Below are 21,551 nucleotides of genomic sequence, written 5' to 3'. Positions count from 1 at the left end.
TCAACAAAACAAGGATATGATAGCAAATTATGACTTAAGTGGATATGATTGAACTGAGCTTCGCCATACTAATTTAGGTTCTAACAAAATAGATTGTTCGCTTTTATGGGGATTTTTAATGCGTTCTAGCAGGGTTTCTACCGCAAGTTTGCCTAATTCGGCTTTAGGTTGATGAATAGTGGTGAGCGGTGGGGCGAGATATTGAGCAAGGGTAATATTATCATAGCCAATCACAGAAAGATCTTGCGGAATACGCAAACCGTTTTGCCACGCCACTTGATAAACGCCCACCGCAATAGTGTCGCTACACGCAAACACAGCCGTAGGCCGTTTGCCAGCTTGTAATAGTTTTTTCATTCCTTCCACCCCACCTTCAAAATCAAAATGGCTTTCGATAATCCATTCATCACAAATGGCTAATTGATATTCGCTTAAGGCTTTTTTATAGCCTTGCAAACGATTTTGTGCGAGGGATTTATTTAGATTTCCTGTGATAATCGCAATCTCTTTATGCCCTTGCTCAATTAAGCATTTTGTCGCAAGATACGCACCGAGTTCAGAATTTTCATAAATTTTATCCGCACTTAATGCCGTTGGCCACCAGTCCATAATCACCATTGGCAAGGCTAAATCAAGTTGTTTAAGAAAGGAATGACGGCTATCAGAATACATTAACAACAAGCCGTCCACCTGTTTTTGAATCAGCGTTTGAATATTTTGTTCTAAGCGATCTTCATTGCCATCTAGACTTGAAATAATCAGATTATAATCGTGCTGATTACAATATTGCTCAACGCCACTCACCACTTCCGCGAAAAAAGGGTTGTTGGTTGCGGTAACCAACATTCCCAAGGTTTTGGTTTGCTTGATTTTCAAACTTCTCGCCAAGGCAGAAGGGCGATAATTAAGCTCTTTGACAACTTTCATTATGCGTTCTCGCATTGCTTCGCTCACATATCCCGTATTATTAATCACGTGCGACACGGTGGAGGTTGAAACCTGCGCAATGCGTGCAATGTCTTTCATTGTTGCCATAATGACTTCTCAAGTGGTTATTACTAAATAGTTGTCATTCTAATGAGCCTGAGCCAAAAAATCGAGGGTTTCTTGCCGAGTAGGAATGGAGGTTTGTGCGCCTAAACGGGTAACACTTATTGCTGCGGCGGCTTGGGCAAAATGAATGGCCTGATTTAATGATTTACCCTCTAATAATGCCGTCATCAACGCCCCATTAAAGGTATCCCCAGCGGCGGTAGTATCCGTTGCCTGCACCACAAAACCCTGCACGATTTCTTGTTGATTCTGATGGCTGACGAAAACCCCTTTCGCACCTAAGGTAATCAAGACAGTTTCCACCCCTTTTTGATGAAAAACTTGCGCAGATTGCACCGCACTTTGGTAATCCACCACTTTCACGCCTGTAAGAATTTCGGCTTCTGTTTCATTTGGCGTAATAATTGTTAGCTGAGCCAACAATTCATCTGGCAATGGCTGCGCAGGCGCGGGATTTAGCACCACTTGTTTACCTGCTTGTTTCGCTAACTTCGCCGCACACAGCACGCCGTCCAAGGGGGTTTCTAATTGCATCAGCAAGGCATCGCTCTGCTCAATCATATGATCGAAAGACTGCACCATATCAGCATTCAGATAAGCATTCGCCCCCGCGGAAATCACAATGCTATTTTCTCCGCTGTCTGCCACTTGAATCATTGCAATCCCTGTGCGAGCTTCTGGGACTTCAGGAATTGCCGCTGTATTCATTCCCGCTTGCGCGAAAGATTTTTTCATCTCCCGCCCAATATCGTCATTTCCTACACAAGCAATAAAATTCACCTTCGCCCCCAAGCGAGCTGCCGCCACCGCTTGATTTGCGCCCTTTCCGCCATACACCACTTGATAATTACGTCCCGACAAGGTTTCCCCCGGCTGCGGGAAATGCGACACTTGGATAAGATGATCTGCGTTAATACTGCCGAGAATGGTTAGGGTTGAATTGCGCATAGTTATTCCTTATAAAAATCACGAAAAAAAGCACCGCACTTATATTTTGTGCATATTGCGAAATACATTGACGAAACCTGATTACACGAAAAATATTTGGCAATACACTCAATATACAAAAGTGAAATTCAAGGCGAATAGAAAATCCGCCTTGAATAATTAAAGGATTATTGACTGACCACTTTTAATGGCACAGGGATTTGTGCTTCAACAGGTTCACCTTTAATCACCTTGTCAGCAGTCTGCACGCCTAATGCACCGATCAACGCTGGTTGTTGTGCAATAGTCGCAGCCAACTTGCCACTTTTTACTGCTTTTACGCCATCATCTGTGCCATCAAACCCAACAATTAACACAGATTTATTCGCTGCTTGAACAGCTCGAATTGCACCGAGTGCCATTTCATCATTCTGAGCAAATACCGCTTGCACATTTGGTTGCGCAGTGAGTAAGTTTTCCATTACATTTAAGCCTTTGGTGCGATCAAAATCTGCAGGCTGACTGGCTAATACGTCAAATTTATGTGCTTCTACCGCTTGTTTAAAACCTTCACCACGTTCACGCGCAGCGGACGTTCCAGCAATACCTTCTAATTGAATGACTTTCGCATTATTTCCTAATTTTTCTGCGATGAAATCCCCTGCCATTTTTCCGCCAGCCACATTATCAGAAGCAATATGGCTCACCACTTTACCTTGCGCTGCACCGCGGTCCAAGGTAATCACAGGAATATTTTTTTGATTTGCCATTCGCACCGCACTTGCTACTGCGGTAGAATCCGTTGGGTTAATCAGTAATACTTTTGCACCGCGTACAGTGACATCTTCAACATTCGCCAGCTCTTTTGCTGGATCATTTTGTGAATCTAAAACCACAAAGTTATAGCCCAATTTATCCGCTTCTTTTTCTGCCCCTTCTTTTAGGGTAACAAAAAACGGATTATCTAAAGTTGAAACGGCTAATGCAATGGTCTCTTTTGCTACCACCGCTTGGCTAACAGCCGAACCAAGAATCACTGCAGACGCCAGTAACGTTAATTTTTTCATACACATCTCCTTTCATTAGGTGAGTTTAAGTTAAGCATTTTTTCGACTGAAAAAATGATCGGTAAGTACAGCTGCCAAAATAACGATTGATTTTGCAATCATTTGATAGTAAGAAGAAATATCTAATAAATTCAACGCATTATTTAAGAATCCAATAATCAGCGCACCAATTAATGTGCCAAAGATACGCCCTTTTCCGCCCATTAAACTTGTACCACCGACAACAACTGCGGCGATCGCATCAAGCTCATAGGACACGCCCGCGGTTGGCTGTGCGGAAGATAATCTGGAAGTCACTATCAATCCTGCAACGGTGGCTAAAAATCCGCTTACCGCATACACGAATATTTTTACTTTATCGACATTAATGCCTGATAAACGGGTTGCCGATTCATTGCCACCTAGGGCATAAATATAACGTCCCATTGGAGTATGTTTTAAGATATACCAAGCAACAAGGAAAATAATTGCCATTAACCAAATTGGGAAAGGAATATTAAATAAATACCCTGTTCCAAGGAAAGAAAATTGATCTGCAACATCAGAAAAACCAAGGCTGATTGGTCGTCCATCGGTATAAACCATTGTTACGCCACGCAATAAGGTCATTGTTACCAAGGTGGCGATGAAAGCCTGAACTTTACCTTTCGCGATAATCACACCACTGATGCCACCTAATAAGGTGCCACAGAATAAAACAAGGGGAATCACAATGAAAATAGATAAATCAAGGTTCACCAGTGAGGCGGCAATCGCACCAGTTAATGCCAATACCGATCCTACTGAAAGATCGATCCCAGCAGTTAAAATCACAAAGGTCATTCCCACTGCGATAATGGCATTGACTGAGGTTTGACGCAAAATATTCAGCAAATTATCCATTGTGAAAAAATTCGAATTAATGCTAGAAACAATTACAATCAAGACAATTAAAGCCAAAATTGAACGCTGCTCAATCAGGAAATTTTTTAATTTTGTTGTTGTCATAATTTATCCTTTTAATGCTGTTGCGTGATAGCGGCAGTTAAGAGCTTTTCTTGGCTCACTTCTTCACGCAAGAATTCACCACAAATTTCGCCATTATTCATCACCAAAACACGATCACTCATACCAATAATTTCCGGCATATCGGAAGAAACCACGATAATGCTCATTCCTTCTTCTTTAAATTTATTGATTAACTGATAAATTTCCTTTTTTGCCCCTACATCAATACCACGAGTTGGCTCATCTAAAATTAAGACATCAGGCCGTGTCATCAATCCTTTGGCAATCGCCACTTTTTGTTGATTACCGCCTGATAACAAGCCGATCGTTTGATCCATTGAAGGGGTTTTCACATTAAAGAGTAGAATAAAATCATTGACGGTCATTTTTTCAGCACGGTGATCGATCGCCCCATTCTTAGTGAGCTGCTTTAATGCAGTGAGTGTCATATTTTCTTTAATTGACATTCCCAACACCAAGCCATCCCCCTTACGATCTTCAGAAATATACACAATGCCATTATTTAAGCCATCTTGTGGGGATCGAATCGCCAAGGCACGATTATGTAGAAAAATCTCACCGCTCTTTTTCGGTAACGCACCATAAATGAGTTTCATCAATTCTGTTCTACCGGCCCCCATTAAACCTGACACGCCAAGAATTTCACCGCGATTTAACTGAAAAGACACGTTATTAACGCCCTGCCCCGTCAAATTTTGCACACGTAATACCGGCTCACCAATAGGGCTATCAAGATGAGGATATTGTTCTTCCAGCTTTCTGCCCACCATTAGTTCAATAAGCTGTTCTTCATTAATGGCGGAAAGCTCACTTTCTGCAATAAACTCGCCATCGCGTAAAATGGTAACATCATCACAAATGGTAAAAATATCTTGCATTCGATGAGAGATAAATACGATCCCACAACCTTCCGCTTTCAGTTCTTGAATGACGTCAAACAGGGCTTGAGTTTCAGAATCGGTTAAAGCATCGGTTGGCTCGTCCATAATAATCACCTTGGCATCAAAACTTAATGCTTTGGCGATTTCAATCATTTGCAACTCACCTAAGGAAAGTTTTGCAACAGGTGTTGAAGGGTGATGTTTAACTTTCAAACGTTGAAGCAATTTTGCGGATTCTTCCGTCATTTTAGCCCAATCAATACCGCCAAATTTATGGGTAAATTCTCGCCCTAAGAAAATATTTTCGGCAATGGTTAAGTTAGGAATAATATTGAGTTCTTGATGAATAATACTGATTCCCGCTAACTGAGAAAATTTCGGATTTTTATACCGCACTTTCTCTCCGTGAAAATAAATCTCTCCGCTATCTTGCTGATAAATCCCGGTGAGAATTTTCATCAAGGTTGATTTGCCTGCGCCATTTTCGCCCATTAATGCCATCACTCGCCCCGCATAAACGGACAGGCTTGCATTATGTAATGCACGCACGCCGGGGAAGGATTTACAAATGTTGTCTAATCTTAAAATGGGTTTCATCACGCCCCCTTAAAATGGTACACCTGAAACAAGAATAATATTGGCATAAGGCGTACATTCGCCCGAACGCACTATAGCTTTGCTCTCTTGGCTCAAGGCTTTAAATTCTTCGTGGGATACATAATCCACTGTAATTTCGTTGTTTTGTTGTCGCGCTAATTGTTCAAGTTTCTGCAATAACGCTTGATGAATGCTCGGGTTTTGGCGTTCAATTTCTTTGGCTAAAATCACTCGTTCCACAAAACATTCACCCACTACGGCATCAAAAACCGATAAAAAACTTGGAATCCCTGCGCTCAAGGCAAGATCTACGGTTTCCATTCCCACTGGAATGGGTAAGCCTGCATCACAAATCGTTAAAAAATCCGTATGCCCGAGTTGCGCTATTTGCAATGACAGCGGCGCATTCAAAATGCCTGTTTTCTTCATATTGCCTCCCTAAAAACCATATCGAAACGTTTCGATAAAATAAAAATAGAATAATTAAGTGAAAATTAAAAGTAACAATCTTCAAATTTGTGAAGTAGTTCAAAAAATTTATCTTATAACCCCAGTAAAGTATAAATAAATGGAATATCAATAAATGATTAAGGAGAAAAATATGGGTAAAAAAATCATTTTAGATTGCGATCCTGGTCATGATGATGCAATAGCTATGCTATTAGCTTATGGTAATCCTGATATTGAATTATTAGCGGTTACCACGGTAGTAGGCAATCAAACTTTAGAAAAAGTATCTTACAATGCATTAGCCATTGCGGAAATTGCAAATATAAAAGGAATTCCGTTTGCTAAAGGGGCGGATCGTCCTTTAATTAGGGAAATAGAGCTTGCCCCATCAATTCATGGTGAATCTGGCTTAGATGGTCCAATCCTACCGAAACCAAGCCAATCTTTTCACCCTTCACATGCTGTACAATTAATAATCGATTTAATCATGTTGCACCCTGCTAAAACCATCACCTTGGTTCCTACTGGAGGATTAACAAATATCGCTCTTGCTGCTCGCCTTGAACCTAGGATTATTGAGCGAGTTAAAGAGGTTGTCCTAATGGGGGGAGGTTATCATACAGGTAACTGGAGTGCTGTAGCGGAATTTAACATAAAAATTGATCCCGAAGCTGCGCATATTGTATTTAGTGCAGGCTGGCAAGTAACAATGATTGGATTAGATTTAACACATCAAGCGCTAGCTACACCTGATGTTGTTAAGCGTATTGCAGAAATTGGGACTAAGCCAGCCCAATTTGTGGTTGAGTTGTTAGCTTTTTTTGGCAAAATGTACAAACAGGCTCAAGGGTTTAACGATCCACCCGTACACGATCCTTGCGCAGTTGCTTATGTTATTAATCCTAACTTAATCGAAACACAAAAAGTTCCTGTACATATTGAGTTGACCGGAACACATACGTTAGGAATGACGGTAGCCGATTTTCGCTATCCACCCAAACCCTGCAACACTCAAGTTGCAACAAAATTAGATCATGAAGGCTTTTGGGATTTAGTCATTGATGCAATTAAACGCTTAAATTAAGCTAAAATTGAAGAAATTTCATACCACCGTTTTTATTTCATAAGAAAACGATTGCGAAATATAAAAAATTCCTTGATTTCTATTTTGAATGTGGTATCAATAACAGCATTAAAAGCGCAATGCTTAAATCGGATTCAGACAATGAAAAAATTTTATTCTCTTATTGGCATTATTATTAACCTCGTGGTGGTAAACACTGCGGGGTTTTGGCTTGCTAACAAATAGAATAAATTGATAACTTAATTTGTATATAGAAAGCCCCTCGCAGAGAACTTCGAGAGGCTTTTTTTATAGCAATCAATAATTAGGGGTGGAATATGAACGGTGCAAGATTAGTAACGGAATGCTTGAAAGCACATGATGTAGATGTCGTATTTGGCTATCCAGGTGGGGCAATAATGCCAGTTTATGATGCCATTTATGATTCAGGTTTGGAGCATTTGCTCTGTCGCAATGAGCAAGGTGCGGCAATGGCGGCCATTGGCTATGCCAGAGCTAGTAGAAAAACCGGGGTGTGTATCGCCACATCAGGCCCAGGGGCAACCAATTTAATTACGGGACTAGGCGATGCGTTAATGGATTCCATTCCTGTGGTGGCCATCACGGGGCAAGTTGCTTCGCCATTGATTGGTACAGATGCCTTCCAAGAAGCAGATGTTCTGGGCTTATCACTGGCTTGCACTAAACATAGTTTTATTGTACAAAGCATTGACGAGTTGCCCGAAATCATCGCCAAAGCGTTCCAAATCGCACAAAGTGGTCGCCCTGGCCCTGTGCTTATTGATATTCCAAAAGATGTGCAATTTGCCGAAACCGATTTGCAACCTTTCACTATTCCTGTGGAAAAACCAACCGCACTTGATCCTGCTGAATTGGAAAAAGCGGTGGAATTATTGAAAAATGCCAAACGCCCTGTGGTGTATGTTGGTGGTGGTGTGGGAATGGCGAACGCCGTGCCAGCCTTGCGAGAGTTTTTAGCCACCACAGAAATTCCAAGTATTTCCACCTTAAAAGGCTTGGGCGCAATTTTGCCTGAAACCCCTTATTATATGGGAATGATTGGAATGCACGGCACCAAAGCCGCCAATTTAGCCACCCAAGAATCTGATTTATTGTTAGTGTTTGGCGCGCGTTTTGACGATCGTGTAACGGGCAAATTAGACACCTTTGCACCGCACGCTAAAGTGATTCATTGTGATATTGATGTGGCAGAATTAGGCAAATTACGCCGTCCAGATGTGGCATTGCGTGGTGATTTAAGTGAAGTTTTCCGTGCCTTGGCAATGAAATTAGATTTGGCAGATTGGCATAAAGAAATCAATAAGTTAAAACAAGATTTTGATTTCCGTTATGCAGAAAATCAAGGCAAACAACCAATTAATCCTTGGTGGTTACTTAACACCGTTTCTAACCAAAAAGCGAAAAATGCCATTGTGGTTACTGATGTAGGACAACATCAAATGTGGTCAGCACAGCATATGAAACATTATGCGCCTGAAAATTTCATCACTTCAGCAGGGTTTGGTTCAATGGGCTTTGGCTTGCCAGCGGCCATTGGTGCACAGAAAGTACGTCCAAATGATGATGTAATTTTAATCACCGGTGATGGTTCATTAATGATGAACGTGCAGGAACTTGGCACAATTAAACGTGGAAAAACACCGGTAAAAATCATTTTATTAGATAACCAACGCTTAGGAATGGTGCGTCAATGGCAAACCCTATTCTTCCAAGCACGCCATAGTAATACGATTTTAGATGATAACCCTGATTTCGTTACGCTTGCTTCTGCGTTTGATATTAAAGGCGAGCGTATTCAATCTGGCGAAGAAGTACAAGCTGCATTAGATCGCTTATTCCAAGCGGAAGGCGCTTATTTATTACATATTTGTATCCCAGCAGAAGAAAACGTGTGGCCACTTGTACCACCTAATGCCTGTAACGTGGATATGCTTGAAGAATAATAGAAAAGGAACTGTGGGGAAAATTATGCAACAGTATGAATTATCAATCCGCGCCAACAGACGCCCAGAAACCTTAGAACGTCTATTGCGCGTAATGCGTCATCGCGGTTTTGAAGTGATTAAATTACAAACCGAAAGCCAACAACAAGAAATCACCTTGCACGTTGTGGTGCAAAGTGAAAGAGCGGTGGAATTATTGGTAAATCAATTAGTTAAATTACCTGATGTGTTAGCATTAAGCTAGCTATAATAACCTTCGCCATTGCACTATCTGTATGAACAGAAAAATAAAAGAATTTGATAAAAGTTGGAGAGATTATGCCTAAACTACGTTCAGCGACCAGTACACAAGGCCGCAATATGGCAGGCGCGCGTGCATTGTGGCGCGCCACAGGAATGAAAGAAAATGATTTTGGTAAGCCAATTATCGCCGTAGTCAATTCTTTCACCCAATTTGTACCAGGCCACGTTCACCTAAAAGATATTGGACAATTAGTTGCGCAACAAATTGAGCAAGCAGGCGGTGTAGCGAAAGAATTTAACACCATTGCCGTTGATGATGGCATCGCAATGGGACACGGGGGAATGCTGTATTCCTTGCCTTCTCGCGATTTAATCGCCGACAGTGTGGAATATATGGTAAATGCCCATTGTGCAGACGCAATGGTGTGTATTTCTAACTGCGATAAAATCACCCCAGGAATGTTGATGGCCGCACTGCGCTTGAATATTCCAACGATTTTTGTTTCTGGCGGCCCGATGGAAGCGGGAAAAACCAAACTTTCCGATCAAATCATCAAGTTAGATTTGGTGGACGCTATGGTGCAAAGTGCGGATAAAAATGTGTCAGATTCTGATGTGGAAACCATTGAGCGTTCTGCCTGCCCAACTTGTGGTTCTTGTTCAGGAATGTTCACCGCAAACTCAATGAACTGTTTAACCGAAGCCTTAGGCTTAAGCCTGCCGGGTAACGGTTCTTGCTTGGCAACCCACAAAGATCGTAAACAATTATTCTTAGATGCGGGTAAACAAATTGTTGAACTTTGTCAAAAATATTATCAGCAAGATGATGAATCCGTATTGCCACGTTCCATTGCCACTAAACCTGCGTTTGAAAATGCAATGAGCTTAGATATTGCAATGGGTGGCTCAACCAATACCGTATTGCATTTATTGGCAGCGGCGCAAGAAGCGGAAGTGGATTTCACTATGGCAGACATTGACAGACTTTCTCGCCGTGTGCCTTGTTTAAGCAAAGTTGCACCGAACACTGCCAAATATCATATGGAAGATGTGCATAGAGCGGGTGGAATTATGGCAATTTTAGGTGAGCTAGATCGTGCAGGATTGCTTGATAACCAAACTCGCACCGTATTAGGGCTAAGTTTGGCTGAGCAAATTGCCAAATACGACATTATGCTCACTCAAGATCAAGCCATTCGTGAATTCTATCGTGCAGGGCCTGCGGGTATTCGCACCACCCAAGCCTTCTCACAAGATTGCCGTTGGGATAGCCTTGATGACGACCGCGAAAACGGCTGTATTCGCAGTAAAGCCTTTGCTTATAGCCAAGATGGCGGATTAGCAATGCTTTCCGGTAATATCGCCTTGGACGGCTGTATTGTAAAAACTGCAGGGGTGGATGAATCTATCTTAAAATTCACCGGCAAAGCCATTGTATTTGAAAGCCAAGAAGATGCGGTAAACGGCATTCTCGGCGGCAAAGTGCAAGCAGGACACGTTGTGGTCATTCGTTACGAGGGGCCAAAAGGTGGACCGGGTATGCAAGAAATGCTTTACCCAACCAGCTATTTAAAATCAATGGGCTTAGGCAAAGCCTGTGCGTTATTAACTGATGGCCGTTTTTCTGGCGGTACATCAGGTTTATCTATCGGACATTGTTCGCCAGAAGCCGCAGCAGGTGGAACAATCGGCTTGGTGAAAAACGGTGATACCATTGAGATCGATATTCCAAATCGTTCAATCCAATTAATGGTATCGGAACAAGAATTGAGCGCACGCCGCGCAGAACAAGATGCGAAAGGCTGGAAGCCGGCAAATCGTCAGCGTGAAGTCTCTTTCGCACTCAAAATGTACGGCTATTTCGCCACTTCAGCGGATAAAGGCGCGGTGCGAGATCGTTCAAAATTAAATGACTAAATAAAATGGCCGCACAAGGTAAATTAAAGTGCGGCCGTTTTTTCGCGAATTTTTTATAATTTCTACCGAGATCTAAACAAACTAGGAGCAGAAATGCTAGCATATCAAAATAGCTGGTTACAGAGAAATATGAATACTCTGCTCATATCTGCATCCTCAATAAAACACCCACTCTATAAATTAGATTTAAGGATAATAATATGACAAGTCTCGCATTTGATAACTCTCCAACTCCATGTGCAGATTACTATTTAAAAGCGATCTTAAAGTTAGGTTCTGTTGTTTATCAAGCCGCTCAAACAACACCGCTACAGCAAATGGAAAAATTATCAGCAAGGCTACAGAATAATATTTTGATTAAGCGAGAAGATCGCCAGCCTGTTCATAGCTTTAAATTGCGTGGTGCCTATGCGATGATTGCCTCACTTAGTCAAGAACAACGTAATGCTGGCGTGATTGCTGCCTCTGCAGGAAATCACGCACAAGGGGTAGCCTTATCAGCAAAGCGCCTTGGTCTAAATGCGTTAATTGTAATGCCGCAAAATACACCAAGTATTAAAGTTGATGCAGTAAGAAACTTTGGTGGTGAAGTGCTGCTTTATGGTGCAAACTTTGATGAGGCAAAAAATAAAGCTATTGAACTTTCAAAAAGCAAAAATATGACCTTTATTCCCCCTTTTGATCACCCTTTGGTGATTGCTGGGCAAGGTACGTTAGCGTTAGAATTGTTACAACAATCGTCCAATATTGATCGTGTTTTTGTGCCTGTGGGTGGGGGGGGATTAGCTGCTGGTGTTGCCGTATTGATCAAACAATTAATACCAGAAATCAAAGTAATCGGTGTAGAAAGCAAAGACTCCGCTTGCCTGTATCACGCATTAAAAGCAGGACAACCTGTGGATTTAGAACGAGTAGGTTTATTTGCCGATGGTGTGGCAGTAAAACGCATTGGCAATGAAACTTTCCGCTTATGCCAACAATATCTTGATGATGTGGTGCTGGTAGACGGCGATGAAATTTGTGCTGCAATGAAAGATATTTTTGAAAACGTACGCGCAATTGCTGAGCCTTCAGGAGCGGTTTCGCTAGCAGGACTAAAAAAATACGTCAAAGAACATAATATTCAAGGGGAAACCTTGGTAAACATTTTATCAGGTGCAAACCTAAATTTCCACACACTACGTTATGTGTCTGAGCGCTGTGAAATCGGTGAAAAACACGAAGCTATGCTCGCCGTAACCATTCCTGAAGAAAAAGGTAGCTTCTTGCGTTTCTGCCATTTACTTGGCGATCGTGCTGTTACGGAATTTAACTACCGCTATGCTGATCAAGCGCAAGCCTGTATTTTTGTTGGAGTAAGAATTGGCGGTGAGGATGAAAAAAATGAAATTATTACGCAATTACAACAAAATGGCTATTCCGTCATGGATTTGTCTAATGACGATGTGGCAAAAACTCACATTCGCTATATGATCGGTGGACGCTCATCAAGTAAAGCCAAAGAGCGTTTATACAGTTTTGAGTTCCCAGAACAAAAAGGGGCATTACTCAAGTTCCTTGAAATGCTTGGCACGCATTGGAATATTTCCTTATTCCATTATCGTGCACACGGCGCCGATTATGGAAATGTACTTGCAGGTTTCCAATTAAATGATAATGATGAGATTCGTTTCAATAGCCATCTTGAAGAATTAGCCTATACTTATCAAGATGTAACAAATAGCCCGGCTTATCAATATTTCTTGGGGTAATTTAAAACACAAAAAAGAAACCAGTGCAAAAAGCAATCTCGCTCCCAAAATCCGTCGACATAACTTGAGAAAATATTTTCCCTCGCGATCTGGTTTTTTTTTTGTGATATTTAACAATAGCAGTATGAAAAATACCTTCTAATGTTAGCAGTGACAGAGATTACCAATTTTGCCTTTACCAAAGAATATGAATATGGCAAATGCCTATGTAGAGAAATTGATAGCTAGGGAGAAGTTGTAACCGCCTCGATATTCGATGCGTACAGACTCGGCTACAATAACCAAGATATAATACCTTACGAAAGTCTTGTTTCCACACAAAGCATACTATGCTATTCCCTGTTTAAATAACAATAAGTTTATCAAACACGAAGTAGATCACTTTTTGATGACCTTACTGTCCCTGCCTGGTTCATTTGGGCATGATAATTAACAATAATACTTCTCAAAGAATTTTCTAACGTAAACAAAAAACCTTGAACCAAAGATCAAAATTTTTCTTTCCTATTTTTCGCAAAAGTGCGGCAGAAAATTATAAAATCTCTTTCGCTCTTGCCACCACATTTTCAACGGTAAAGCCAAATAGCTTAAAGAGCTGGTCGGCTGGTGCAGATTCACCAAAGCTGTTCATTGCCACGATACTACCGTTAAAGCCAACGTACTTATACCAGAAATCAGCAATTCCTGCCTCAATGGCTACACGCTTGCTCACATTGCTTGGTAAGACACTTTCACGATAAGCTGCATCTTGTTTGTCAAATACATTGGTACTTGGCATAGACACCACACGCACTTTATGCCCTTCTGCACTTAATTGCGCCGCAGCCTTGACAGCTAATTCCACTTCAGAGCCGGTGGCAATAAGAATAAGGTCTGGTGTACCATCGCACTCTTTTAGCACATAACCACCACGCGCGACATTGGCTAGCTGTGTTGAAGTGCGGTCCATTTGTGTTAAGTTTTGACGGGTAAAGATTAAGGCACTTGGCCCGTCTTTGCGTTCTACCGCCGCTTTCCAAGCCACCGCTGATTCCACTTGGTCACAAGGACGCCACGTTTCAAGATTTGGAATTAAGCGTAATGCAGCACTTTGCTCTACCGGTTGGTGAGTTGGACCGTCTTCGCCCAAGCCGATAGAGTCGTGGGTATAGACAAAGAGCGAACGTTGTTTCATTAGTGCTGCCATACGCACAGCATTGTGTGCATATTCCATAAACATTAAGAATGTTGCGCCATAAGGAATGAAACCACCGTGTAAGGCGATACCGTTCATAATAGCAGACATACCAAATTCACGCACACCATAGTTGATATAGTTACCGTCAACGACATTGGCACGCAACGGTTTTGAGCCAGACCAGAGAGTTAAGTTTGAGCTAGCGAGGTCAGCCGAACCACCCAAAAATTCAGGTAACAGGTGAGCATAGGCTTCAATTGCATTTTGTGATGCTTTGCGGCTAGCGATAGTGGCTGGATTGGCTTGTAATTTTTCGATAAAGGCTTGTGATTCTGCTGCCCAATTTGCCGGCAATTCACCATTTAGACGACGAGTAAGCTCAGCAGCTAAATCGGGGTGAGCAGCGGCATAAGCGGCAAATTTATCATTCCACGCCTGTTCAGCTGCTTGACCTTTTGCTTTCGCATCCCATTGTGCATAAATCTCTGCAGGGATAACAAATGGTGCATATTCCCAACCAAGATTTTGACGCGTTAAAGCAATTTCTTCTTCACCCAAAGGTGCGCCGTGACTGTCGTGTGAATTGGCTTTATTCGGTGAGCCGTAACCAATAATGGTTTTACAGATAATTAACGTCGGTTTTTCTGTTTCTGCTTTTGCTTGCTCAATGGCGGCTTTCACTGCTTCTGCATTATGTCCGTCAATGGCGGGAATAACCTGCCAACCATAGGCTTCAAAGCGTTTTTGTGTATCATCAGTAAACCAACCGTCCACATGACCATCAATTGAAATATTATTGTCATCATAGAAAGCGATTAATTTGCCTAAGCCTAACGTGCCAGCTAATGAACAAGCTTCGTGTGAAATGCCTTCCATTAAACAGCCATCACCAAGGAAAACATAGGTGTGGTGGTCGATAATAGCGTGTCCTGGACGGTTAAATTGACCAGCTAAGGTTTTTTCTGCGATTGCCATTCCCACTGCATTGGTAATGCCTTGTCCAAGAGGGCCAGTGGTGGTTTCTACACCTGGGGCATAACCATATTCTGGGTGACCAGGTGTTTTAGAATGCAATTGACGGAACTGTTTTAAATCGTCAATGGAGAGGTCATAGCCAGTCAAATGTAACAGGCTATAAATTAACATCGAGCCGTGTCCATTAGAAAGGACGAAACGGTCACGGTTTGCCCAATTTGGATTGGCGGGATTGTGTGATAAGAAATCACGCCATAATACTTCGGCAATATCAGCCATTCCCATAGGTGCACCTGGATGCCCTGATTTAGCTTTTTGTACCGCATCCATACTTAAAAAACGAATTGCGTTTGCGAGTTGTTTTCTTGTTAGCATATTCTTATCTCCATTTATGGAATCACAATTTTGCCGCTAGCATTGCTTCTAATTTTTCAATATCCACAGCAAATTTACGGATGCCCTCAGCCAGTTTTTCCACAGCCATTGCATCTAGGTTATGTTCCCAGTAGAACTCTGCTTCTGTCATTGGTGCAGGGCGAGCTAATACTTCACCGTTATAAGCAAGTTTGCGTGGTAAATCAGCATTGCTTTCTTGCAACTCTTTTAATAATGTAGGGGCAATAGTGAGGCGGTCGCAACCAGCTAATTCAGTAATTTCACCAATATTGCGGAAACTTGCTCCCATTACTACAGTTTTATAACCGTATTGTTTGTAATAGTTATAAATTTTAGTAACAGAGACAACACCCGGATCTTCGTGTGGTGCAAACTCTTTTTTATCGCCGTTCGCTTTGTACCAATCTAAGATACGCCCTACAAATGGAGAGATAAGATAGACGCCAGCTTCAGCACAGGCACGGGCTTGAGCTTCAGAGAATAATAGGGTTAAATTACAGTTGATTCCCTCTTTTTCTAAAATTTCAGCTGCACGGATACCTTGCCAAGTTGAGGCAATTTTAATCAAAATACGGTCGTTGCTGACGCCAGCTTGATTGTATAATGCCATAATACGGCGTGCTTTTTCAACAGTCGCTTGGGTATCATAAGAGAGGCGAGCATCCACTTCAGTTGAAATGCGTCCGGGAACGATTTTTAAAATTTCTAAGCCGATATTGACAGCGAGTTTATCTTCAGCATCAATTAATTGCTGTTTTTTATCCGCACTTTGTGCTTTAGCATAGGCTATGGCATCATCAATAAGCGAAGCGTACTGTGGCAGTGCAGAGGCACTTAAAATTAATGATGGGTTAGTTGTGGCATCTTGCGGTTGATATTTTTTGATTGCTTCAATATCGCCTGTATCAGCGACAACAACGGTCATCGTGCGCAATAAATCTAGTTGATTTTTCATAACTATTTCTCCTCAATGTATTAATATTAAACGTTTTACTTTATCTTAGGGCATTTGTATCTGCATTTGGCTATGTACCATACTAACGATGTCTTTCCCTAATATAATTTGATATTGGTTGCTGATTGAGAATAATCCTTTAACAAGGGGGAGTTTTTCTATCTTATTTTTATCAATATTTTCTGGATTGTGTAAGACTACTCTAATTCTTGTAGCGCAGTGTGTTAATGCTACAATATTTTGTTTACCACCTAGATATTCAATGAGTTTGCTTGCTGTTGTAGCAAATTCATTGTTTTGATATTGATTATTTTGAGATAATGCCTCTAAAGCATTTTTCATCAATTGAATAAAGTTAGCCGCATTCCAAGCACTTCTGCCAATAAATAATCCATCAATATGTTGTTTATTGATGAGTTCGTTAGCATTGGTTGGATTAACGCTTCCGCCGTATAACACAGGAATATCTAATCCCACTTCGCCAAACATTTCAGATAGGCATTGTTTAATCACAGCGTGTTTATTTTCGGCATATTCAGCAGAAGCGGGTATGCCAGCCTCTCCAATGGCCCAAACTGGTTCATAAGCAACTCTTATGAGCGGTATTTGTTCTTTCGTTACATTATGCAACCCGATTTTAAGTTGCATTCTTAGTATCTCATCTGAAATACTATATTCTTTTTGTTCTAATGTTTCACCGATACATAACAGTGTAATGAATTGATGTTTCAGTGCAGCAAGTACTTTTTTATTTTCTTCTAGGTCAGTTTCCTTGAAAATATGACGCCGTTCAGAATGACCAATCATCACTAATTTAACATTTAATTCTTTTAGCATTACAGGTGATATTTCCCCTGTAAATTGCCCAGAATCAGCATGACACATATTTTGCGCCCCAATCACTAAATTATCTAATTCATCATTAGCTAATCGGGTAGCATCAGATAGTGCGGTATATGATGGAATAACAAATAACTCTATATTATTATTTTGAATGTGCTGTTTATATAATTTTCCTAGTTCTGATAGATAATGAATAACTTCATTATTACCTTTATACATTTTAAGATTAGTGCCAAAATAAATTTTCTTTTTCATTGTTTTTACTCTGTAATATTTTTAATTAATACTCTACAAGGAGAACCATCTGCATTTTCTATTGCGATAGGAACCATTACGGCATAAACCTTATGGCTTGTGATGCTTTTAGTATTACAGATATATTCTACTAAGGTTACTCCCCTAGATAGTAAGTGATAGTGTGTTGGATGTTTTTCTAAGGGTTTATCGATTCTATTTTCTACCCAAGATCTAATCGGATAATCCTGCGGAAAGTCGAACGCAACAATAGTGATATTTTTATGCCACATAAAGATTACAGCATCATCTGTTAGGTAGGGGGATTTGGTCCAAAACTCTTTCGTATTATAGCTATAAAAAGTATCCCATTGTGTTTTAAAGATAATTTTATCTGGATCACCTTTAGGCCACACACGTTCTAATATGTCTGCTGTGATAGCGAGATTTTCTGTAATCTCTTTAGAAAGATCGACTATGTAAAACTCGCCAATATAAGTATTAGGATCAATATCTAATATCGTATAGCCACCTTTGTTTATATGGCTTAATGCGTCCATATGCGTGAATGCGTGGCAGGATACTTGTATTTGTGTCGCTTCAAATAGATCGCCAGAATTAAAATTGCCTTTTTTCTCTAGGGTAGTGTGCCAACGTATGTGTTGATTCGAAATAGGCATTGATAGATCAATCCAAGTGTTATCCATTATCAATCTCCTTTTATTCAAAGAATAAATTTGGTAAGTAAGTGCTAAATTCAGGTACTAAAATTAAGATAACAAGCAATCCTAATAATGATAGTAAATAAGGAATACTACTTTTTAATGTTTTGATCGGCTCACATTCTGCGATATTTGCTGAAAGATAGATTAAATACCCCACGGGTGGTGTAACAAGTCCAATCATTAAATTTAAAATAATGACTAAGCCAAAGTGAATTGGTGATATCCCAAATTGATTGATTATTGGCATAAATACGGGGACTAGAATTGTTAGTGCCGCAGTTGGATCCATAATCATTCCAATAAAAAGAACAATAATATTGATAAGGATTAGGGCAGATAAGGGCGAGGAACAAATTTCAGCAACATAGTTTGCTACTTGATGACTAATCTGTAGCCTTGCTATGACCCAGGCAAATATTGAAGACGCACCAACAATTAACATAACCGTAATTGTGCCTTTTAAAGAGGAGATTAATGCTTTTTTTAGTCTTTCTATACTCAACTCTTTATAAATAAATGCCCCCACTAAGTAAGCATATACCACTGAGACAGCTCCTGCTTCTGTGGCAGTAAAAATACCAGAAATAATTCCATATAGAATTATAATTGGACAAAATAATGCCCATATAGCATCTTTTGAACTCTCTTTTACTTCTTTAAAACTAAAGGGGGTAGCTTGATTACCGAATCCTTTAATTTTGGAAATAATAAACGTAACAAGTATGAGAGAGAACGCAATCAGCAATCCCGGTATGATACCAGATAGAAACATTTTACCAACGGATACACCTGCGCCAGCCAGTGCTGCAAATACAATCATCGGCACACTTGGTGGAATAATTGGACCGATAATTGAAGCGGATTGTGTCAAGGCAGCAGCGAAAGGAGCAGGATAATTTTTTTTCTTCATTTCAGGGATTAATGAGCTTCCGATAGCAGCCGTTGATGCAACGGCAGAGCCACTAATAGAGCCAAAAAATAGACTGGAGAAAATATTAATATATGCAAGAGAGCCTTGCCAACGTCCAATAAATGCTGTTACAAAACGAATAATTCTTGCCGTAATCCCTCCAACACTCATTAACTCGCCCGCTAAGAAAAAGAATGCTAGTGCTTGTAGTGCATTGGTATCAATTCCTTGCATTACTTGTTGTGCAACAATCGTAACAGGTACATAAGGTAAAAATAAAAACAGAGTAACGATAGAAGAAAAAATAATACTATAAAATAGCGGTAATCCAAGGACGGTTAAGATAAACATAACGCCTAATAGAATGATAAATGACATTATAACTCCCTCACCACTTTTGTTTTTGCCAATGAGACAAAAGAAATAATAATTCGGATAATTTCAAGCGATAAACATAAAATAAATGGAACATAAACCCAGGAGATTGATATTTTAAAAGCAGAATAATAACTATTTAGATTCATACTATATAATTTCAATCCACCTTTTATTAACAGAGCTAGAGAGACCAGCATAACAATATATAGTATTGATGAGAGTAACCAGCCATATTTAAACTTTTCAAAAATCATTATTCTTAATAATGGTACTTGTATTTGTGTTGTGGTTAATATTCCAAATAAAATCATATAGGTATAACAAAACCTTAAAAATTCTTCTGCCCAAGGAAAAGAAATATTAATGACGTATCTAGTAATTACTTGAATAAATGTCATAACGACTAGAATAAGAAAAAATAAACAACCTAGCGATAAAAATGTCTTGCTGATAAAGTTTTCATATTTCTCAATCATAATATTTCTTCCTTACTCTACAGAATGTTAGTTACAGCTTAATTTTATTTAAGTTCAGAAATTTTATTGATTTCTTGATCACCAAATTTATTAGCATAGGCGTCCCAAGCTTTTTTAGCACCATCTTGGAATGAAGTAATATCAGGTGAGACTTCTACTTCCATACCTTGTGATTTAAGTTTTTCTAAATAAATTTTATTCTCTTCGATATTTAAATTCTTCTCTAAATCAGCCCCCTCTTTTGCCGCTTGTAACAATATATCCTGTTCTTCTTTATCTAATGAATTAAAGCGATCTAAATTCATTGCCATTGGAGCTGCTGTATAGGCGTGGTGTGTTAAAGATAAATATTTCTGCACCTCTTGTAGATTGTTATTGTAAATATGATGAATTGGATTTTCTTGTCCATCAATAACACCTGTTTTTAGCGAAAAATATACTTCATTGAATGGCATTGGTGTTGGATTTGCTCCCCATTCTTTGAAAGCAGCAATATGAGCAGGATTTGGTGTTGTTCTTAATTTAAGATGTGAGAGATCTTTAACAGAAGTAACTTGTCGTTTATTATTGGTAATATCTCTAAAGCCAATTTCATAAAAGGCTAAACCTTTTAAGCCATATTGCTCTAATGATTTGAGTAAATTTTCGCCCACTTCACTATTTAGCACTTTTTCAACATGTGATTCGTTTTTAAATAAAAATGGCAAATCGAGTAAGTTAAGCCGTTCATTAAAAGTGGTATAGTAAGGATTTCCTACTACAACAATATCAATAGTTCCTATTCTGGTGCCATCAATTTGAGTGCCTGACGCACCTAATTCACTATTGGGGTGTAATTTTATTGTGATTCGCCCGTTTGATAACTCTTTGACTCTCTTTGCCATAAATTCAGTTGCTTTGGTCACAGTATCCGTTGGCGAACCATAATGGCTCAACGCTAATTCGTGCATTCCAGCAGCAGAAAGGCTTGCAGAGTAGAGAAGAGATAAAACTGTTGCTGAAAGAAAATTAAGTTTTTTCATAAATACACCCCCATTCGTGTGTGATTAAAATAAATAGCGTTATAGTCTTAATGGAATAGTCGTATTAGGCTTTATGGTATTTCTGATCAATTTCGTCAATTTTTGCTACTTTTGGTGCTGAACCACCGCCAGCGAAATCACAATCTAACCAGGTTTTTAGCAATGATTTTGCTAATTCAACACCAATAACTCGCTCACCAAAGCAGATAATTTGTGCATTATTGCTTTTTCTTGCTCTTTCTGTGGAAAAAATATCGTGGCAAACTGCGGCTCTAACGCCAGGTATCTTATTTGCTGTAATAGACATACCAATCCCTGTGCCGCACGTTAAAATAGCTCTTTCGTATTTCCCCTCTGCCACAGCAAGAGCAACAGCTTCGGCAATATCAGGGTATAAAACGACATCACCAGCATTAGCACCAAAATCATCATATTCAATACCAAGCGTATCTAAATATTTCATTAGCTCTACTTTTAAATTATATGCTGCTTCATCACAGCCAATTGCAAGTTTCATT

The 21,551-nt window shown here is 40.0% G+C and carries 19 protein-coding genes; 5 read left to right on the top strand and 14 right to left on the bottom strand.

Features of this window, described 5'->3' with window-relative positions:
- Positions 1 to 27 precede the first annotated feature (27 nt).
- The 6 genes from L5B71_RS06400 to rbsD form a co-directional block, all read right to left on the bottom strand.
- The gene (locus L5B71_RS06400; protein WP_265757531.1) at positions 28 to 1,035 is read right to left on the bottom strand and encodes a substrate-binding domain-containing protein; all 1,008 of its coding nucleotides are present in this window, start codon (positions 1,033 to 1,035) and stop codon (positions 28 to 30) included.
- A 39-nt stretch (positions 1,036 to 1,074) separates the two neighbouring features.
- Entirely contained in the window at positions 1,075 to 2,001 is a 927-nt protein-coding gene (rbsK, locus tag L5B71_RS06395; protein WP_265757529.1) for a ribokinase, read from the bottom strand.
- Positions 2,002 to 2,168: 167 nt separating this feature from the next.
- Positions 2,169 to 3,047: a ribose ABC transporter substrate-binding protein RbsB gene (rbsB, locus tag L5B71_RS06390; protein WP_265757527.1), complete on the bottom strand. Its 879-nt coding sequence runs from the start codon at positions 3,045 to 3,047 to the stop codon at positions 2,169 to 2,171.
- A 30-nt stretch (positions 3,048 to 3,077) separates the two neighbouring features.
- Positions 3,078 to 4,034, bottom strand: a complete 957-nt coding sequence (rbsC, locus tag L5B71_RS06385; RefSeq protein ID WP_265757526.1) for a ribose ABC transporter permease — start codon at positions 4,032 to 4,034, stop codon at positions 3,078 to 3,080.
- A gap of 11 nt (positions 4,035 to 4,045) precedes the next feature.
- Complete coding sequence (gene rbsA / locus L5B71_RS06380; RefSeq protein ID WP_265757525.1) at positions 4,046 to 5,533, bottom strand: ribose ABC transporter ATP-binding protein RbsA; 1,488 nt, start codon at positions 5,531 to 5,533, stop codon at positions 4,046 to 4,048.
- Between the two features lie 9 nt (positions 5,534 to 5,542).
- Positions 5,543 to 5,962, bottom strand: coding sequence for a D-ribose pyranase (gene rbsD, locus L5B71_RS06375; protein ID WP_265757524.1), 420 nt, complete (start codon positions 5,960 to 5,962; stop codon positions 5,543 to 5,545).
- Positions 5,963 to 6,134: 172 nt separating this feature from the next.
- Between rbsD and uriH the strand changes: the two genes are divergently transcribed.
- From uriH to ilvA, 5 genes are all read left to right on the top strand, one after another.
- Complete coding sequence (gene uriH / locus L5B71_RS06370) at positions 6,135 to 7,067, top strand: uridine-preferring nucleoside hydrolase UriH (protein WP_265757523.1); 933 nt, start codon at positions 6,135 to 6,137, stop codon at positions 7,065 to 7,067.
- Positions 7,068 to 7,384: 317 nt separating this feature from the next.
- The gene (ilvG, locus tag L5B71_RS06365) at positions 7,385 to 9,031 is read left to right on the top strand and encodes an acetolactate synthase 2 catalytic subunit (protein ID WP_265757522.1); all 1,647 of its coding nucleotides are present in this window, start codon (positions 7,385 to 7,387) and stop codon (positions 9,029 to 9,031) included.
- A gap of 25 nt (positions 9,032 to 9,056) precedes the next feature.
- Positions 9,057 to 9,275 (top strand): acetolactate synthase 2 small subunit, encoded by a 219-nt coding sequence (ilvM, locus tag L5B71_RS06360; protein WP_265757521.1) that lies wholly within the window; start codon positions 9,057 to 9,059, stop codon positions 9,273 to 9,275.
- A 74-nt stretch (positions 9,276 to 9,349) separates the two neighbouring features.
- Positions 9,350 to 11,191: a dihydroxy-acid dehydratase gene (gene ilvD / locus L5B71_RS06355; RefSeq protein WP_265757520.1), complete on the top strand. Its 1,842-nt coding sequence runs from the start codon at positions 9,350 to 9,352 to the stop codon at positions 11,189 to 11,191.
- 200 nt (positions 11,192 to 11,391) lie between these two features.
- Positions 11,392 to 12,942 carry a threonine ammonia-lyase, biosynthetic gene (ilvA, locus tag L5B71_RS06350; protein ID WP_265757519.1) on the top strand — a complete coding sequence of 517 codons (1,551 nt, stop codon included), beginning with the start codon at positions 11,392 to 11,394 and terminating at the stop codon, positions 12,940 to 12,942.
- A 532-nt stretch (positions 12,943 to 13,474) separates the two neighbouring features.
- Here ilvA and tkt read toward each other — a convergent pair.
- The 8 genes from tkt to rpiB all read right to left on the bottom strand — a co-directional run bounded on the left by tkt (position 13,475) and on the right by rpiB (position 21,550).
- Complete coding sequence (tkt, locus tag L5B71_RS06345) at positions 13,475 to 15,469, bottom strand: transketolase (protein WP_265757518.1); 1,995 nt, start codon at positions 15,467 to 15,469, stop codon at positions 13,475 to 13,477.
- A 22-nt stretch (positions 15,470 to 15,491) separates the two neighbouring features.
- Positions 15,492 to 16,445 (bottom strand): transaldolase, encoded by a 954-nt coding sequence (gene tal, locus L5B71_RS06340; protein ID WP_265757517.1) that lies wholly within the window; start codon positions 16,443 to 16,445, stop codon positions 15,492 to 15,494.
- Positions 16,446 to 16,490: 45 nt separating this feature from the next.
- A complete protein-coding gene (locus L5B71_RS06335) occupies positions 16,491 to 17,543 on the bottom strand; it encodes a triose-phosphate isomerase (RefSeq protein WP_265757516.1) in 1,053 nt (350 codons plus the stop codon).
- 5 nt (positions 17,544 to 17,548) lie between these two features.
- Entirely contained in the window at positions 17,549 to 18,229 is a 681-nt protein-coding gene (locus tag L5B71_RS06330) for a cyclase family protein (protein WP_265757515.1), read from the bottom strand.
- 13 nt (positions 18,230 to 18,242) lie between these two features.
- On the bottom strand, positions 18,243 to 19,535 hold the full coding sequence (locus L5B71_RS06325; protein WP_265757514.1) for a TRAP transporter large permease: 1,293 nt from the start codon (positions 19,533 to 19,535) through the stop codon (positions 18,243 to 18,245).
- A complete protein-coding gene (locus L5B71_RS06320; RefSeq protein ID WP_265757512.1) occupies positions 19,535 to 20,011 on the bottom strand; it encodes a TRAP transporter small permease in 477 nt (158 codons plus the stop codon). The genes L5B71_RS06325 and L5B71_RS06320 overlap by 1 nt, the downstream gene beginning before the upstream one ends.
- A gap of 44 nt (positions 20,012 to 20,055) precedes the next feature.
- Entirely contained in the window at positions 20,056 to 21,033 is a 978-nt protein-coding gene (locus tag L5B71_RS06315; RefSeq protein WP_265757510.1) for a TRAP transporter substrate-binding protein, read from the bottom strand.
- Between the two features lie 64 nt (positions 21,034 to 21,097).
- Complete coding sequence (gene rpiB, locus L5B71_RS06310) at positions 21,098 to 21,550, bottom strand: ribose 5-phosphate isomerase B (RefSeq protein WP_265757509.1); 453 nt, start codon at positions 21,548 to 21,550, stop codon at positions 21,098 to 21,100.
- Position 21,551: the final 1 nt, after the last annotated feature.

Source organism: Avibacterium sp. 21-586 (genome assembly GCF_026226775.1).
Classification (GTDB): domain Bacteria; phylum Pseudomonadota; class Gammaproteobacteria; order Enterobacterales; family Pasteurellaceae; genus Avibacterium.
The sequence above is the reverse complement of the archived record's forward strand: the minus strand, read 5'-3'. Positions and strand labels throughout refer to the sequence as shown.